Origin of the sequence: Streptomyces sp. NPDC102360 (assembly GCF_044766085.1) — a bacterium.
Classification (GTDB): Bacteria; Actinomycetota; Actinomycetes; order Streptomycetales; family Streptomycetaceae; genus Streptomyces.
Map to the genome: position 1 here is coordinate 645,518 of NZ_JBIWLG010000002.1, position 15,815 is coordinate 661,332.

A 15,815-nucleotide genomic window follows, 5' to 3' on the forward strand; every position below is an offset into this window, starting at 1 on the left:
TGTCCTGTCGCGCCCAGGCGCCGCCACGGCCCGGAACCCATATTCGCGTACCCATAACTTCAACAAACTGTTGACGTAGCAGTTCAGAGGTACCTACGCTCCGAACACCTCGAACTTCTCAGCAGTCGCAGCAGTTACAGCACGGAAGGTCACGATGTCGAAGCGCGTGCTTACGACCGAGTCCGGCGCCCCCGTCGCCGACAACCAGAACTCCGCCACCGCCGGCGTCGGTGGCCCGATCCTGCTCCAGGACCAGCACCTCCTGGAGAAGCTCGCCCGCTTCAACCGCGAGCGCATCCCGGAGCGCGTGGTGCACGCCCGTGGCTCCGGCGCGTACGGCTACTTCGAGGTGACGGACGACGTCACCGACTACACGTACGCCGAGTTCCTGAGCTCGGTCGGCAAGCGCACCGAGGTCTTCCTGCGCTTCTCGACCGTCGCCGACAACCTCGGTGGGGCGGACGCCGTCCGTGACCCCCGCGGCTTCGCGCTGAAGTTCTACACCGAAGAGGGCAATTACGACCTCGTCGGCAACAACACCCCGGTCTTCTTCATCAAGGACCCGCTGAAGTTCCCCGACTTCATCCACTCCCAGAAGCGCGACCCGTTCACGGGCAAGCAGGAGCCGGAGAACGTCTGGGACTTCTGGGCGCACGCCCCCGAGGCCACGCACCAGATCACCTGGCTGATGGGCGACCGCGGCATCCCGGCCTCGTACCGTCACATGAACGGCTACGGTTCGCACACCTACCAGTGGACGAACGAGGCGGGCGAGGCCTTCTTCGTGAAGTACCACTTCAAGACGAACCAGGGTGTGCGCAGCCTGTCGTCGGAGCAGGCTGCGGAAATCGCGGGCAAGGACGCCAACTCGCACCAGACGGACCTGCTCCAGGCCATCGAGCGCGGTGTGAACCCGTCCTGGACCGTGTACGTCCAGCTGATGCCGGCGGCCGAGGCGGCGGACTACCGCTTCAACCCGTTCGACCTCACCAAGGTGTGGCCGCACAAGGACTACCCGCTGCAGCGCGTGGGCCGGCTGGTCCTGGACCGCAACCCGGACAACGTCTTCGCCGAGGTCGAGCAGGCCGCCTTCTCCCCGAACAACTTCGTTCCGGGCATCGGCCCTTCGCCCGACAAGATGCTGCAGGGCCGCCTCTTCGCCTACGCGGACGCGCACCGCTACCGCCTGGGCGTCAACCACACCCAGCTCGCGGTGAACGCGCCGAAGGGTGTCGAGGGCGGCGCGAACAACTACGGCCGCGACGGCGTCATGGCTGCGAACGCGTACGCCCGCGCCCGCAAGAACTACGAGCCGAACTCCTTCGACGGACCGGCCGAGACCGGCCGCCCGCTGGCCGCGCCGCTCGCGATCCACGGCCACACGGGTACGCACGAGGCCCCGGCCCACACGAAGGACGACGACTTCTTCCAGGCGGGCGAGCTGTACCGCCTGATGTCGGAGGACGAGAAGGGACGCCTGGTCGCGAACATCGCGGGCGGCCTCTCCCAGGTCTCGCGCGACGACATCGTCGAGAAGAACCTGGCCCACTTCCACGCCGCCGACGCCGACTACGGCAAGCGCGTGGAGGAAGCGGTCCGCGCCCTGCGCGAGGACTGAGCCCCCTGACTGCGTACGTGGGGCGGCGGGAGGTCCGCCCCCGTACGCACTGACCCGCACCGTCGGCCACGACCCGGATGAGGGGTGGTCTGGCCGACGGTTGCGGGAGGACGAGGACCGCGGCGGCTTGTGCAGCGTACGAGCCAGTGCGGTGGTGAAGGTTCCTCCGCTCTCCTCTCGACCTGAGGGAGGGGGACGGGGAACCGTCGTACGCCGGCCGCCGCGGTCCCAGCCAATTCCCCGACGGGGTCTGCCCGTTGGGGTTTCCTCGGTCTCCGTCCGGTGGCGCGCATGCATGTTCCGCCAGTCGCGCGCCGTCGGACGGCAACAACCTCTTGGCCAGAGCGCCGAGTTCGGACGGTCCCGGACTCGGCGCTCTTCTGCGTCCGCAGGTCCATCCGCTTCAGCCCCGCCCCACGTCGGGCTCCGCCCATGACGGTCGACGCTCCTACCTCCCCCGGAATCCGCCCATGACGGTCGACGTTCCCGCGCCTCGGGGCTCCGCCCCGGACCCCGCTGCTCAATCGCCGCAGGGGCTTGAGGTAGTCGTCTCTGCGCCACAGGTGATTGTGGTGCTCGCCTCTGCGCCACAGGGGCTTGAGGTAGCGCCTCGACGCCACAGGGACTTGCGGTAGTCGTCTCCGCGCCACAGGAGATTGTGGTGCTCGCCTCGGCACCGCAGGGGCGTGAGGTAGTCGTCTCCGCACCGCAGGGGCTTGAGGTGTCGCCTCGGCGCCACAGGAGATTGTGGTGCTCGCCTCGGCACCACGGGGGCGTGAGGTAGTCGTCTCCGCGCCACAGGAGATTGAGGTATCGCCTCCGCACCACAAGGGCTTGAGGTACTCGCCTCCGCACCACAGGAGCTTGAGGTATCGCCTCGACGCCACAGGAGCTTGAGGTACTCGTCTCCGCGCCACAGGAGATTGTGGTGCTCGCCTCGGCACCACAGGGGCTTGAGGTATCGCCTCGGCGCCGCAGGAGCTTGAGGTGCTCGCCTCGGCGTTGAGCGGCGCGCCCGTTCTCTGTCCCCCGGTCGTTTCCCACCCCCCGCCCCCTCCGGGGGCCTCGGCGCGACGGGGTGCCGCTTCCGGCCTGCTGCCGGCGGCGGCCCCGCCGAGGGTAGTTGCCGTCGGCCACCGCTCCCCGGCCCAGGGCGTTGGGCCGCCACCGTCTTGGGCGACGGGAGGGGCAAGACGGCGCCCGGCGCCGTACAGCGGCCGGGCGCCGGCGCGGCAGGCCGATCGCGGCGGCCACCCCCTGGGGCCGAAGCCCCCGGAGGGGGCGGGTGGGTGGGAGGTGAGCGGGCGCCGGTGCAGCCGGACCAGGGCCGATGCCGCGCAACGATCGCGTGAGGCGCCGGCACCGGCAAACCCCCGGCACCACGCACCGACGACGTGAAGCGCCGGCACCGGCAAAGCCCCGGCACCGCGCACCGACGACGTGGGGCCTCGGCACCGGCAAAGCCCCGGTACCGCGCAACCATCGCGTGAGGCGCCGGCACCGGCAAACCCCCGGCACCACGCACCGACGACGTGAAGCGCCGGCACCGGCAAAGCCCCGGCACCGCGCACCGACGACGTGGGGCCTCGGCACCGGCAATGCCCCGAGCCCCGTTGCCGCGCAACAACGACGACGGGCGCCGGCCCTCACGCAGCGAGACACCCCGACGCCGCCCAGCGCGCCGGGCAACACCAACCCCGGCCCCCGGCACGACGAAGGGCGGGCCCCCGGTTCCGTAGAACCAGGGGCCCGCCCCACCGCGGACGCGGCCCGCGTCACACCTTCAGCGGCCGGATGGCCGTAGGCGCATGGCCCGGCTCCGTCGCCAGCTCCTCGAACTCCTTGACCGCGCTGATGTCCGCCGTCGGGCTCATGGAGATGTTCGTGATGCGCTCCAGGATCGCCTCCACGACGACCGGCACCTGGAACTCCTGAGCCATCTTCTTCGCCTGCTCGAAGGCGGCGCCCAGCTCGTTCGGATCCGTCACGCGGATCGCCTTGCAGCCGAGCCCCTCGGCGACCTTGACGTGGTCGACACCGTAGACACCCAGCTCGGGGCTGTTCTGGTTCTCGAACTCCAGGTTGACCTGGAAGTTGATGTCGAGGCCGATCTGGGCCTGCCGGATCAGACCCAAGTAGGCGTTGTTCACCAGGACATGGACGTACGGGATGCGGTGCTGCGCCCCGACCGCCAGCTCCTCGATCATGAACTGGAAGTCGTAGTCACCGGAGAGGGCGACGACCTGCGTGTCGGGGTCCGCCTTGGAGACGCCGAGCGCCGCCGGGATCGTCCAGCCGAGCGGCCCCGCCTGGCCGCAGTTGATCCAGTGCCGCGGCTTGTAGACGTGCAGCATCTGCGCACCGGCGATCTGCGACAGACCGATCGTGGTGACGTACCGCGTGTCCTTGCCGAACGCCTTGTTCATCTCCTCGTAGACGCGCTGCGGCTTCATGGGGATGTCGTCGAAGTGCGTACGGCGCTGGAGGGTCTCCTTGCGCTCCAGGTGCGAGGCGACCCAGGCGGAACGGTCCGGCAGCTCACCGGCCGCCTTGAGCTCCTTCGCCACCTCGACGAACAGCTCAAGGGCCGACTTCGCGTCGGACGTGATCCCGTAGTCCGGCGCGAAGATCTTGCCGATCTGCGTCGGCTCGATGTCGACGTGCACGAACTTGCGCTCGCCCTGGTAGACGTCCAGCTTGTAACCCGTGTGCCGGTTGGCCCAGCGATTGCCGATGCCGAGGACGAAGTCCGACTCCAGGAACGTGGCGTTGCCGTACCGGTGGCCGGTCTGCTGACCCACCATGCCCGCGTTCAGCTCGTGGTCGTCGGGGATCGTGCCCCAGCCCATCAGCGTAGGAATGACAGGCGTGTTGGTGACCTCGGCGAACTCGACGAGCAGGTCGGACGCGTCCGCGTTGATGATGCCGCCGCCCGCGACGATCAGCGGCCGCTCCGACGCGACGAGGAGCTTGATCGCCTTCTCGATCTGGGCGCGGCTCGCGGCCGGCTTGTAGATCGGCAGCGGCTCGTACGTCTCCGGGTCGAACTCGATCTCCGTCTGCTGGACGTCGATCGGCAGGTCGACGAGGACGGGCCCCGGACGGCCCGAACGCATCAGGTGGAAGGCCTGCTGGAAGATGCCCGGGACCTGCGCGGCCTCCAGGACCGTCACCGCCATCTTCGCGACCGGCTTGGCGATCGAGGCGATGTCGACGGCCTGGAAGTCCTCCTTGTGCAGGAGGTGGCTCGGGGCCTGACCCGTGATGCACAGGATCGGGATCGAGTCGCCCGTGGCGGAGTACAGGCCGGTGATCATGTCGGTCCCTGCGGGACCCGAAGTGCCGATGCAGACACCGATGTTGCCCGGGTTGGCCCGGGTGTAGCCCTCGGCCATGTGCGAGGCGCCCTCGACGTGGCGGGCGAGCGTGTGGTCGATGCCACCGCTCTCCTTGAGCTCCTTGTAGAAGGGGTTGATGGCGGCACCGGGCACGCCGAACGCGTTCGTGACGCCCTCGCGCTTGAGGATCTCAACGGCCGCGCGGGCGGCGGTCATTCGAGCCATGAGTGCTCCCGACTCCTGCTGTGACTGCGTACGCCTCTACGGCTGTACGACTACGGCTACGGCTGTGGCTGTCGGATTCGCGCTCCCGTCGCGCCCCGCGGCGAGCTCTGAATTCCGTCCCCCAGCCCCCTGTTCGCTCCAGCGACCCTTCCGAGCAACTTTCACGATGTGGAAACTAGTTTCTGCTATATGGAAGCAATGTAGAGGGGCGCTTTGGAGGCCGTCAAGGTGGATGATGAGACTGACGTCGATCCGTTCCCGGGGCAGGACCGAGGGGGAGTTGCCATGGCCGAGCCCGCCCATCTGCGCTGCCCCACCTGCCGGCGCGAGCATCTGTACGCGCCCCAGGCCCTCCCCTGCGCCTGCGGAGCGCCCGTCGCGCCCCCGATGGTGCGCGGCGCCGCCCCCGTGCCCGTGTCCGAGCGGACCTGGGACGACGACTGGATGACGCTGCGCTGCCCCCTGTGCGGCCGGCACGACCGATGGCCCCGGCCCGAGCTGGGCTGCGCCTGCGGCTCGGTGCTGCGCGTCCCGGTCCACGACGACCAGGCCCCCGCGCCCGCCCACATCCCGCTGCCGCGCACGGCCGCGCCCCCACGCCCCGCGTTCCAGCCGGTCACCATCCGCACCGCGCGCGACGCCGTGACGGCCGTCGCGCTGTATCTGCGCTGGCTCGGCTACGACGACGTACGCAGGGCCGATCAGCGCCCGCCCTCCGGCATCGGGCTCGCGGCGAGCGGGGTCGTCGCCCAGGTCGAGCCGTCGGTGCGACCCGTGACGCTGCGCGACGTGGAGTGCCTGTGGCTGCAGTCGATGGCGGAGTCCGCGACCTGCGCCTACTTCTCCCTCGCGGGGTACGTGGACGAGGCCGGCACCCGCGCCGACGTCCTCGGCGTCCCGCTGTTCGTCCTCGACCTGGCCGGAGTACCGCAGCCGGTGAACAGCCCGGCGGACGAGCTGATCGCGGGCGGGACGTAAATACGCGTGAGCGGCCAGGGCGGCCCCGACATACTGACCGGGTGATCATTCGCAGCGCCGAGCCCGCCGACCTGCCCCGCCTCCAGGCCATCGAGACGGCCGCCGGCGAGATCTTCCGTACGGTCGGCATGGCCGCGATCGCCGACGACGCGCCACCCACGATCCCCGAGCTGGAGCGCTACCGGCAGGCGGGCCACGCCTGGGTCGCGACCGAGGACACCGGGATCGAGGACACCGGGACCGAGAACATCGGGACCGAGGAGACCGGAACCGAGGGCGCCGGGACCGTCATCGCCTACCTGGTCGCCGAGGTCGTCGACGGCGCCTTCCACATCGAGCAGGTCACCGTGCACCCCGACGCCGCCCGCCGGGGCGTGGGCCAGACCCTGATCGCGTGTGCCGCCGACTGCGCGCGCGGCCAGGGCCTGACCGGTCTCACCCTGACCACGTTCGCCGACGTCCCGTGGAACGCCCCGTACTACGAGCGCCTCGGCTTCCGCCGGCTCTCCGGGGCCGAGCTCACACCGGGGCTGCGCGCGATCCGCGCGGCCGAGGCCGAGCACGGCCTGGACCGGTGGCCCAGGGTGTGCATGCGAAGGGACCTGTGACGGTCCCCGCCTTTCGGTTACAGGTTCTCTCTACGGTTGCCGGTTCTACAACTCCCCGTACCCTTCTCGAAGTTCCACCTTCCGGACCTTACCGCTGACGGTCATCGGGAACCGTTCGAGGAGGCGCAGCCGGCTCGGGATCTTGTAGTGCGCGAGCCGGTCGCGACAGTAGGCGCGCACCTCGTCGAGGGTCAGCGTGTCCGCCGGGTCGCGCAGGATCACACAGGCGAGCACCTCCTCGCCGTACTTCTCGTGCGGCACGCCCACGACCTGGACGTCGGCGATCTTCGGGTGCCCGTAGAGGAACTCCTCGATCTCGCGCGGGGAGATGTTCTCGCCGCCCCGGATGATCATGTCCTTGATGCGCCCGACGATCTGCCCGTAGCCGTCCTCGCGGATGACCGCGAGGTCGCCCGTGTGCATCCACCGGCCGGCGTCGATGACCTCGGCGGTCTTCTCCGGCTCGTCCCAGTAGCCGAGCATCACGCCGTACCCGCGCGTGCACAGCTCGCCCGATTCGCCGCGCGGCAGCGTGACGCCGGTGACCGGGTCGATCACCTTGACCTCGATGTGCGGCAGGACGCGGCCGACGGTGCCGGTGCGGCGCTCCAGATCGTCGTCGCGGCGCGTCTGGAGGGAGACGGGGGACGTCTCGGTCATGCCGTAGCAGATGGACACCTCGGCCATGTGCATCTCGGCGACGACCCGCTTCATCACCTCGACCGGGCACGGGGAGCCCGCCATGATGCCCGTACGCAGACTGCTCAGGTCGTACGAGCCGAAGTCCGGCAGGTTCAACTCGGCGATGAACATGGTCGGTACGCCGTACAGCGAGGTGCACCGCTCCTGCTGCACGGCGCGCAGGGTGGCGGCCGGTTCGAAGGACGGGCCGGGGATGACGATGCAGGCGCCGTGTGAAGTGGCGCCAAGATTTCCCATCACCATCCCAAAACAGTGGTAGAAGGGCACCGGCAGGCAGACCCGGTCCTGCTCGGTGTAGCCGACCGTCTCCCCCACCCAGTAGCCGTTGTTGAGGATGTTGTGGTGGGAGAGCGTGGCACCCTTCGGGAAACCGGTGGTGCCGGAGGTGTACTGAAGGTTGACCGGGTCGTCGCAGGACAACTCGGCTTCACGGGCCGCCAGTTGGCCCTCCGTGACACCGTCCGCGGCCGCCACCAGAGCGCCCCAGCTGTCCGTGCCGATGAAGACCTGCTCGCGCAACTGCGGACATTCCGGCGCCACTTGCCGTACGAGCGCGCGATAGTCCGTGCCCTTGTGCTCGGTCGACGAGACGAGGAGCGAGACACCGGACTGTTTGAGCACGAACGCCAACTCATGCGCCCGGTACGCCGGGTTGATGTTGACCATGATCGCGCCGATCCGTGCGGTCGCGTACTGCACGAGCACCCACTCGGCACAGTTGACCGCCCAGATGCCGACGCGGTCGCCCTTGGCGATCCCACGGGCCAGCAGTCCGCGCGCCAACTCCCCGACATCCGCACCGAATTGACCGTACGTCCAGCGGCGCCCGTCGGCCATGTCGACCAGCGCCTCGCGCTCGGGCCAGGCCTCGACGGCCCGCCGCAGGTTGCGCCCCACGGTGTCGCCGAGGAGCGGCGCCTCGCTGGTGCCGTGCGTGTACGACAACTCCCCTTCGGCTGCGCTCACTTGAAGTCCTCCTCGCGGTACTCGGCGGCGGACCCCTTGGCGGTGGCCTCGCGCAGCTCGATGCGGCGGATCTTCCCGGAGACCGTCTTGGGCAGCTCGGCGAACTCGATGCGGCGCACGCGCTTGTACGGAGCGAGTACCGCGCGGGAGTGCTCGAAGAGCAGCTTCGCCGCATCCGGGCCCGGTTCGTAGCCCTCGGCGAGCACTACGTACGCCTTCGGGACGGCGAGCCGCAGCTCGTCGGGGGCGGGCACGACCGCGGCCTCCGCGACCGCCTCGTGTTCGAGCAGGGCGCTCTCCAGCTCGAAGGGGCTGATCTTGTAGTCGCTGGCCTTGAAGACGTCGTCGGCGCGGCCCACGTACGTCAGGTAGCCGTCCGCGTCGCGCGAGCCGATGTCGCCGGTGCGGTAGAAGCCGCCCGCCATCGACTCCGCCGTGCGCTCCGGGTCGCCGTGGTAGCCGACCATCAGGCCGACGGGGCGGGCGGAGAGGTCGAGGCTGATCTCGCCCTCGTCCGCGCCGGGCTCGCCGGTCACCGGGTCGAGCAGCTCGACCTTGAAGCCGGGGCTCGGGCGTCCCATGGAGCCGGACTTGAGGCGCTGGCCCGGGCTGTTGGAGACCTGGACGGAGGTCTCGGTCTGCCCGAAGCCGTCGCGGATGGTGATGCCCCAGGCGCGCTCGACCTGCTCGATGACCTCGGGGTTCAGCGGTTCGCCCGCGGCGACGACCTCCCTGGGCGGCGTACGCAGGGCCGTGAGGTCGGCCTGGATGAGCATGCGCCACACGGTGGGCGGCGCACAGAAGGACGTCACTCCCGCGCGGTCCATCGTGGCCATCAGGCGCCCCGCGTCGAAGCGCGTGTAGTTGTAGAGGAAGACGGTCGCCTCGGCGTTCCACGGCGCGAAGAAGTTCGACCAGGCGTGCTTGGCCCAGCCGGGCGAGGAGATGTTGAGGTGGACGTCGCCGGGGCGCAGGCCGATCCAGTACATCGTCGCCAGATGCCCGATGGGATACGAGACGTGGGTGTGCTCGACCAGTTTGGGGCGGGCGGTCGTGCCGGACGTGAAGTACAGGAGCAGCGGGTCCTCGGCGCCGGTCTCCCCGTCGGGCTCGAAGGTGTCGGCGGCGCCGGCGGCGTCCTCGTACGACAGCCAGCCCTCCTCGGGCCCGCCCGCACCGACCACGATCCGGGTGTACTCCCCCGGCACCTCGCCGAACTTGTCGACGTCCTCGGGGCGTACGACGACGTGGCGGGCGGCGCCGCGCTCGACGCGGTCGGTCAGATCGGCGGGGCCGAGCAGCGGTGTCGCGGGGATGACGACGGCCCGCAGCTTCATCGCGGCGAGCATCACCTCCCACAGCTCGACCTGGTTGCCGAGCATGAGCAGCACCCGGTCGCCCGCGCCGACGCCGTGCCCGCGCAGCCAGTTGGCGACCTGGTTGGAGCGGCGCCGCATGGTGTCGAAGGAGAAGCGCGCCTCCGAGTCGTCCTCCTCGACGATGTGCAGCGCGATCTTGTCGTTGCCTTCGGCGATGACGTCGAACCAGTCGAGGGCCCAGTTGAAGCGCTCGGGGCGGGGCCAGGAGAAGCCCTCGTACGCCGACTCGTAGTCCCGTGCGTGCCGCAACAGGAAGTCACGGGCTGTGCGGAACTGTTCCGTGGATCCGTTCGCCGCCGGTCCGTTCGCCGTCGGTCCGTTCGCCGTCGGTCCGTTCGCCGTCGTCATCTGCGCTCCGTATGTCCCTGGGTGGCCCGGGTTCCACCGCATGTCCCGCACCGTCGCGGGACGTGTCTGCCATCGTGTAGGGAGTGACGCAGGTCTCACCACCCCCATACGGGGGTGAACGGTGCGCGGCGAGGTGATGGACGGTGAACGCAGGAACGGCCGAGGCGGTCGAGATGCGGGCTGCGCTGGTGCGGCTGCGCCGGGGCACGGGGCTTCCGGTGGCCTTCGGCGGGCTGACCGCGGGCGCGGGCCGGGCGGCCGGGCAGGCGGCGGGCCAGGTACGGATCGCGGAGCTCAGCGGCGCGGCGACCCACGCGCTGCGCGGACTCGGCGTCGCGGCGGGCAGCGGCCTTGGCGGCAAGGCCCTCTCCCTCGCCAGGGCGTGCGCCGTCACCGACTACCAGGGCTCGCGGCACATCAGCCACGAGTACGACGCCGCGGTCGCGGCCGAGGGCCTGCACTCGGTGCTCGCGGTGCCCGTCGTCGTACGGCGCCGGGTGCGGGGTGTCCTGTACGGGGCGCTGCGCACGGCCCGGCCGCTCGGCGACCGGGCGCTCGACGCGGCGATGGCGGCGGCGCGGGACGTGGAGCAGGCCCTCGTGGTGCGCGACGAGGTGCAGTCGCTGCTGGCCGTGACCCGCGCCCCGGTCACCGAGGACGGCGGGGCGTGGGAGGCGGTCCGGGAGGCGCACGGGGCGCTGCGGGCGCTCGCGCCGAAACTGGTCGACCCGGAACTGCGGAGCGAACTGCTCGCGGTGTGCGGCACGTTGGCCGTGGCGTCGGATCCGGTGCGGGCCGCGGAGGCGCCGGTGACGCTCACGCCGCGCGAGGTGGACGTACTCGCGTGCGTGGCCTCCGGCGCGACGAACGCGGGGGCGGGTGAACGGCTCGGCCTGCGCCCGGAAACGGTGAAGGGCTACCTCCGCTCCGCCATGCGCAAGCTGGGCACGCACACACGAGGCGAGGCGGTGGTGGCAGCTCGGCGGGCGGGGATACTGCCGTAGCGCCACCTCTTGAGCCCCTGCGACGATTGAGCAGGCCTTTCAAGTCACGGCGGCAGGTGAGCCATTCAAGCCCCTGCGGCGATTGAGCAGCGGGGTCCGGGGCGGAGCCCCGTGGCGCAGGAACGGGAGGGAGGACGCGGATGCCTACGTGCGGACGGTGCCGAAGACCACGGTGACCGGCCCCGGAGCCTCCAGGACCGCGGCGGTGCGCTCCGCTTCGGCGACGAGTTCCTCCCGCTGGGCGCGCGTGAGCTTCCGGAAGGGTTCAAGGGTGAGCACACTGCCCGCGCCCCCGCTCCCCGTGCTCCCCTTACTCTCCTTCAGGGTCCACAGCCCTGCCAGGAATCCATCAACCAGGAACGTCAAATAGGCGGTGTTCACCTGCCAGTTGCGGCCCCGGTCGACCTCGTGGATCACGCGGGTGCGATCGGCGTGCGACAGCAGCAGATTGTCGAACTCGGCGAGCAGCCGGGGCGGAGCCGGGGTGTCCTCGTCCGGCCGTGGCGCGTCGGGCAGGTCGAACAGCTCGACGCCGTGCTCGTCGCGGAAGGTCACGAGCCGGGGCCGCAGCCGCTCGAAGGCCTCCTTGGTGCGGGTGATGCCGGCCCACTGCTGGAAGTCCTTCACCGAGGCGGGGCCGAAGGCGCCGAGGTAGCGCAGGATCGTGTCGTCGGGGGCGGGCGCCGGCTCGGTGGTCCTGCCGAACCAGTGCTCGGCCGTGGTCAGCCGCACCCCGCCGCTGCGCCGCCACAGACCGCGCGGTGTGACCTGGACGAGGGGGAGGCAGCCGCGGGCCGCGATGGTGAGGGCCTGCGGGTCGGCGTCCGGCCAGTGCCCCAGGAGCAGCTCACGGATCTCCTTCGGGGTGCGCGGCTCCTCCTCTACGTACCGCCGGGTCAGGTCGGTGAGCCGGTCCAGGTCAACGCCGACGAGGCCCTTGCGGAACATCCGCAACTCCCGGTCGCGGGCGGCCTGCACGAGGGGGCGCAGCGTCATGCAGTCGTCGGCGGTGTGCAGGTGGATGGTGGAGCGCATGGTGACGAGCCGGGCCACGCGGCGCCGCTCCAGGGCGGTGGAGAGCGCGGCGGGGGTGAAGTCGGCGAGGCGCGCGGCGAGCGCGAGATACGGCGGCCGGACCTCCTGCGCCTGCAGGCCGAGCAGCCGGTCGACGGCGGCCTCGGCGCTCAGCGTGCTCCGGTCGAGCAGGAGTTGGCGCTCCAGGGTGGCGCGCCCCAGGGCGCGGGCGGTCATCGGCTCCGTCGTCATACGAGGACGGTAGCCGTGAAGTAGGTCATGCGCTGTCCGCGATGCGTTGCACCGTGGTGTCACCTTCGCTGGTTACGCTGCCGGGGACCCGGCAGCGTAACCATGGAAGGGAGGCGGCGATGCCACGACGGCAGGGACGAGCCGACCGGAGCGAGCACAATGGGGCGCGCCGCTACTCCTGGCGCCGCGCGACCGCCCCGGCTTCCCCGTCCTCCGAACCGCCGACCGCGCCCGCGGCCGCCCCGGCGCCGCAGGACCAGGGCAGCGTGGTGAACGCGGCGCTGTACCGGGACGGCGTGCGGGTCGCGACCCCGGACACCCTCACGGACACCTACCGGCAGCTGCGCGAGAAGCCGCGCACGATGGCGTGGATCGGCCTGGCCCGCCCCTCCGACTCTGAACTCAAGTCGCTGGCGGCCGAGTTCGACCTGCACGAGCTCGCCGTCGAGGACGCGATGGAGGCACACCAGCGTCCGAAGCTGGAGCGCTACGGCGAGACCCTCTTCGTCGTCCTGCGCGCGGCCCGCTATCTGGACGCCCCGGAGGAGGTCGAGTTCGGCGAGCTGCACGTGTTCGTGGGCCCCGACTTCGTCATCACGGTCCGGCACGGCGCGGCCCCCGACCTCTCGGCGGTCCGCCACCGTATGGAGGCGACCCCCGATCTGCTGCGACTCGGCCCGGAGGCGGTCCTCTACGCCATCCTCGACGCGGTCGTCGACGGCTACGCGCCGGTGGTGTCCGGCGTCCAGAACGACATCGACGAGATCGAGACGGAGGTCTTCTCCGGCGCCCCCGCCGTCTCGCGCCGCATCTACGAACTCTCCCGGGAAATGGTCGAGTTCCAGCGCGCGACCCGCCCCCTGGTCGGCATGCTGCACGCCCTGATGGCGGGCTTCGCGAAGTACGGCACGGACGAGGAACTCCAGCGCTACCTCCGCGACGTCGCCGACCACGTCACGCACACCAGCGAACGCGTCGACTCCTTCCGCCAAGCCCTCGCCGACATCCTCACGGTGAACGCGACGCTGGTGACGCAGCAGCAGAACGCCGAGATGCGGGCGCTCGCGGAGGCCGGCTTCGAGCAGAACGAGGAGATCAAGAAGATCTCCTCGTGGGCCGCGATCCTCTTCGCCCCGACGCTGGTCGGCACCATCTACGGCATGAACTTCGACCACATGCCGGAGCTGCACTGGATGGGGGGTTATCCCTTCGCCCTCCTCCTGATGGCGGTCGTCTGCACCAGCCTGTACGTCATCTTCAAGCGGCGGGACTGGCTGTGATCCACTCTTGCCGAGCTCAGTACTTCTCACCCTCCTGAAGTCGCTGGGGAGAATCCGGAGAGATTCGGCGGGCGGCACGGGTGCCGCTGCACCTGGCATGGTCCGGGATGACCTCGTACGACCTGGGCCAACCGCGCCAGCGCATGGGCCTGTACCGCACGGTCCTGCACGAGGGCCTGCACGACGACCTGCCCCGCTACCTCAACCGGGATCTACTCCTCAAGCTGTGGCCCGTACTGCGCACCCTCGTCGGCCGCACCGTGCGCACCGTGTGGGAGGACACCTTCACCGAGCTCACCTCCCGCACCCGGGCAGCCGCGTGACGAACATGCCGGAGCTGCACACACGGCTCCTGGCGGACACGGGTGATCTTGGTCGAGAACCCGTCTACCAGGAGCTTCGTCGTTGCGCAGAAGAGTCCAACTCGCGGTCAGCAACGCGAGGTCGAAAAGGGCTCCATGTCCGGCAGGACGCCCGCGAGGACGTAGACGTCGATGCCCAGGGAGACCACGCCGAGTGCGCCTCCCTCCCTGCCTGTCATGGTCGTGGCGAGGCTGCGGCCAGGAGAATGTGCCCAGCCTCGGTGAGCTCGTACATGGCAGTGCGGCCGGCCCGGCTGCGCTCGACCAGTCCGGCGTCTCGCAGGATTGCCAGGTGTTCGCTGGCCGTAGGGGCGGTGACGTTCACCAGCCCGGCCACCACCGTCGTCTGCAGCGGAGTGGTGAGCGCGGCCAGGATCCTCGCTCGAGTCGCTCCCAGGAGACGGTCGAGCGATCCCGGAGTGGGGGGTGCCGCCCAGAGGTACCGTCCGGACGCCGGGTAGTAGATCGCCGGAGTCCAGTGGTCCGAAGTGGTGCACTGCACCCGGTCGGTGATGAACAGTGACGGAACGAGAATGAGTCCCTCCGGGCAGTCGACGTCGATGTCCACGCTCTTCTCGACGGTGACGGTGTCGTCTTCGCACGCCGCGGAGGGGTGCAGGCGAGGAAGGACTGCGCGCAGCCCCTCGCGGTTGACCTGGAGGGCCCGATCCAGCAACTCGGCACGCAGCGCCTGCCGCATGCACAGCCACTCCGGTTCCACAACTGCCTTCCAGAGGCGGCGCAGTGCATCGGCGGCCTCGGACCTGGCTCGTTCGGGGTCGTCGAGCAGCCGGCGGCCCATTGCTGTCCCGCGTCCCCTCGTGGCGTCGACCAGTTCGGCGTGCGTCTGGTCCGGCGGTGCGGCGAGGAGGGCATCCATGCCTTCCTCGAACGTCGGCTCACTGGTCATCGGCGACGGGTCGAGGAAATCGGGCCGGTACGCGCCGTCGGCCATGAAGACGGTGAGTGCCCGCAGGTCCGGATGCGAGAGATGAAGGTGGCGACGGCGGAGCCACGAGTGGTACATCGGGTGACGCTGCGGCTCGGTCAACAGCTGGGCAAGGCTGACCACTTCGTGAATGGGTGACATCGCCCACCGCACACTCGCGGCACCAGCGCCCAGTCGATAGCGGATCACCCCCGCATTGTTAGGCCACCGCCGAAGTGAGCGCGAGCGGAACGGCCGAACCCGGAGACTCGGGCCATGACCGACACGGAGTCGATCGCCCGGTATTCCAAGGAACCCGGGCGAGCCCAACAGACACGAACGATCCGGCTGGGCGCCGGCGGATCGACCATCGAAGTCCTCGCCGGCCCGGCGGAGACCGGCGGGATGGTGAGCATCTACCGGTGGCGCATGTCGCCCTCCAGCCGGGGACCTGCCCCGCACTTTCACACGACCTTCAGCGAGACCTTCATCGTGGAAGAAGGTGAAGTCGACTACTTCGACGGGCAGGCCTGGCGAACACTGCGTCCCGGCGACACGGTGCATGCCCTGGCGGGGGACGTCCACGCCCTCCGGAAGGAACGCGCCGAACCTGCCACCCTCCTGATGGCACTCTCGCCAGGCGTACCGCGGGAGGAGTACTTCGCACAGCTCGCCACCGCGAACGGGCGGGAGTTGAGCCGGCTGCACGAAGCCCACGACAACCACTTCGCCGACGAGTACGAGCGGTGATGGCGGTACGTCCTGTCCACTCCCGCCGGACAGGACGCCGCAGGAGCACCCTCGGCGGGATCG

The 15,815-nt window shown here is 70.2% G+C and carries 12 protein-coding genes; 7 read left to right on the plus strand and 5 right to left on the minus strand.

Translation table 11 applies throughout. The features are described 5' to 3' along the window. Positions 1-154 precede the first annotated feature (154 nt). Positions 155-1,618 carry a catalase gene (locus ACIRHA_RS12400; protein ID WP_403843557.1) on the plus strand — a complete coding sequence of 488 codons (1,464 nt, stop codon included), beginning with the start codon at positions 155-157 and terminating at the stop codon, positions 1,616-1,618. Positions 1,619-3,393: 1,775 nt separating this feature from the next. Here ACIRHA_RS12400 and gcl read toward each other — a convergent pair. Continuing rightward, positions 3,394-5,181: a glyoxylate carboligase gene (gcl, locus tag ACIRHA_RS12405; protein WP_403843559.1), complete on the minus strand. Its 1,788-nt coding sequence runs from the start codon at positions 5,179-5,181 to the stop codon at positions 3,394-3,396. A 285-nt stretch (positions 5,182-5,466) separates the two neighbouring features. Here gcl and ACIRHA_RS12410 point away from each other — a divergent pair, with 285 nt between their 5' ends. Further along, positions 5,467-6,159 carry a hypothetical protein gene (locus tag ACIRHA_RS12410; protein WP_403843561.1) on the plus strand — a complete coding sequence of 231 codons (693 nt, stop codon included), beginning with the start codon at positions 5,467-5,469 and terminating at the stop codon, positions 6,157-6,159. A gap of 41 nt (positions 6,160-6,200) precedes the next feature. After that, positions 6,201-6,767 (plus strand): GNAT family N-acetyltransferase, encoded by a 567-nt coding sequence (locus ACIRHA_RS12415; protein ID WP_403843563.1) that lies wholly within the window; start codon positions 6,201-6,203, stop codon positions 6,765-6,767. Between the two features lie 45 nt (positions 6,768-6,812). On the opposite strand, the gene ACIRHA_RS12420 is transcribed toward ACIRHA_RS12415, so the two are convergent. Both ACIRHA_RS12420 and ACIRHA_RS12425 read right to left on the minus strand, forming a co-directional pair. After that, the gene (locus tag ACIRHA_RS12420) at positions 6,813-8,435 is read right to left on the minus strand and encodes an AMP-binding protein (protein WP_403843565.1); all 1,623 of its coding nucleotides are present in this window, start codon (positions 8,433-8,435) and stop codon (positions 6,813-6,815) included. After that, positions 8,432-10,162, minus strand: coding sequence for an AMP-binding protein (locus ACIRHA_RS12425; protein WP_403843567.1), 1,731 nt, complete (start codon positions 10,160-10,162; stop codon positions 8,432-8,434). The genes ACIRHA_RS12420 and ACIRHA_RS12425 overlap by 4 nt, the downstream gene beginning before the upstream one ends. A gap of 173 nt (positions 10,163-10,335) precedes the next feature. On the opposite strand from ACIRHA_RS12425, the gene ACIRHA_RS12430 reads away from it, so the two are divergent. Beyond that, on the plus strand, positions 10,336-11,166 hold the full coding sequence (locus ACIRHA_RS12430; protein ID WP_403844466.1) for a response regulator transcription factor: 831 nt from the start codon (positions 10,336-10,338) through the stop codon (positions 11,164-11,166). Positions 11,167-11,310: 144 nt separating this feature from the next. Here the strand turns inward: ACIRHA_RS12430 and ACIRHA_RS12435 are convergent, their stop codons facing one another. Then, positions 11,311-12,432 (minus strand): winged helix DNA-binding domain-containing protein, encoded by a 1,122-nt coding sequence (locus tag ACIRHA_RS12435; protein WP_403843570.1) that lies wholly within the window; start codon positions 12,430-12,432, stop codon positions 11,311-11,313. Between the two features lie 119 nt (positions 12,433-12,551). On the opposite strand from ACIRHA_RS12435, the gene ACIRHA_RS12440 reads away from it, so the two are divergent. Then, the gene (locus ACIRHA_RS12440; protein ID WP_403843573.1) at positions 12,552-13,712 is read left to right on the plus strand and encodes a magnesium and cobalt transport protein CorA; all 1,161 of its coding nucleotides are present in this window, start codon (positions 12,552-12,554) and stop codon (positions 13,710-13,712) included. A 107-nt stretch (positions 13,713-13,819) separates the two neighbouring features. Beyond that, complete coding sequence (locus ACIRHA_RS12445; protein WP_403843575.1) at positions 13,820-14,035, plus strand: transcriptional regulator; 216 nt, start codon at positions 13,820-13,822, stop codon at positions 14,033-14,035. A gap of 214 nt (positions 14,036-14,249) precedes the next feature. Here the strand turns inward: ACIRHA_RS12445 and ACIRHA_RS12450 are convergent, their stop codons facing one another. Next, positions 14,250-15,164: a DUF5937 family protein gene (locus ACIRHA_RS12450; RefSeq protein ID WP_403843577.1), complete on the minus strand. Its 915-nt coding sequence runs from the start codon at positions 15,162-15,164 to the stop codon at positions 14,250-14,252. 114 nt (positions 15,165-15,278) lie between these two features. Between ACIRHA_RS12450 and ACIRHA_RS12455 the strand changes: the two genes are divergently transcribed. Further along, on the plus strand, positions 15,279-15,752 hold the full coding sequence (locus ACIRHA_RS12455) for a cupin domain-containing protein (protein WP_403843579.1): 474 nt from the start codon (positions 15,279-15,281) through the stop codon (positions 15,750-15,752). Positions 15,753-15,815 lie beyond the last annotated feature (63 nt).

Excerpts from the sequence above, each read along its gene's own strand:
- ACIRHA_RS12400 (WP_403843557.1), top strand. The coding sequence starts at position 155 with ATGTCGAAGCGCGTGCTTACGACCGAGTCCGGCGCCCCCGTCGCCGAC.
- gcl (WP_403843559.1), bottom strand. The coding sequence starts at position 5,181 with ATGGCTCGAATGACCGCCGCCCGCGCGGCCGTTGAGATCCTCAAGCGC.
- ACIRHA_RS12410 (WP_403843561.1), top strand. The coding sequence starts at position 5,467 with ATGGCCGAGCCCGCCCATCTGCGCTGCCCCACCTGCCGGCGCGAGCAT.
- ACIRHA_RS12425 (WP_403843567.1), bottom strand. The coding sequence starts at position 10,162 with ATGACGACGGCGAACGGACCGACGGCGAACGGACCGACGGCGAACGGA.
- ACIRHA_RS12430 (WP_403844466.1), top strand. The coding sequence starts at position 10,336 with ATGCGGGCTGCGCTGGTGCGGCTGCGCCGGGGCACGGGGCTTCCGGTG.
- ACIRHA_RS12435 (WP_403843570.1), bottom strand. The coding sequence starts at position 12,432 with ATGACGACGGAGCCGATGACCGCCCGCGCCCTGGGGCGCGCCACCCTG.
- ACIRHA_RS12440 (WP_403843573.1), top strand. The coding sequence starts at position 12,552 with ATGCCACGACGGCAGGGACGAGCCGACCGGAGCGAGCACAATGGGGCG.
- ACIRHA_RS12445 (WP_403843575.1), top strand. The coding sequence starts at position 13,820 with ATGACCTCGTACGACCTGGGCCAACCGCGCCAGCGCATGGGCCTGTAC.
- ACIRHA_RS12450 (WP_403843577.1), bottom strand. The coding sequence starts at position 15,164 with ATGTCACCCATTCACGAAGTGGTCAGCCTTGCCCAGCTGTTGACCGAG.
- ACIRHA_RS12455 (WP_403843579.1), top strand. The coding sequence starts at position 15,279 with ATGACCGACACGGAGTCGATCGCCCGGTATTCCAAGGAACCCGGGCGA.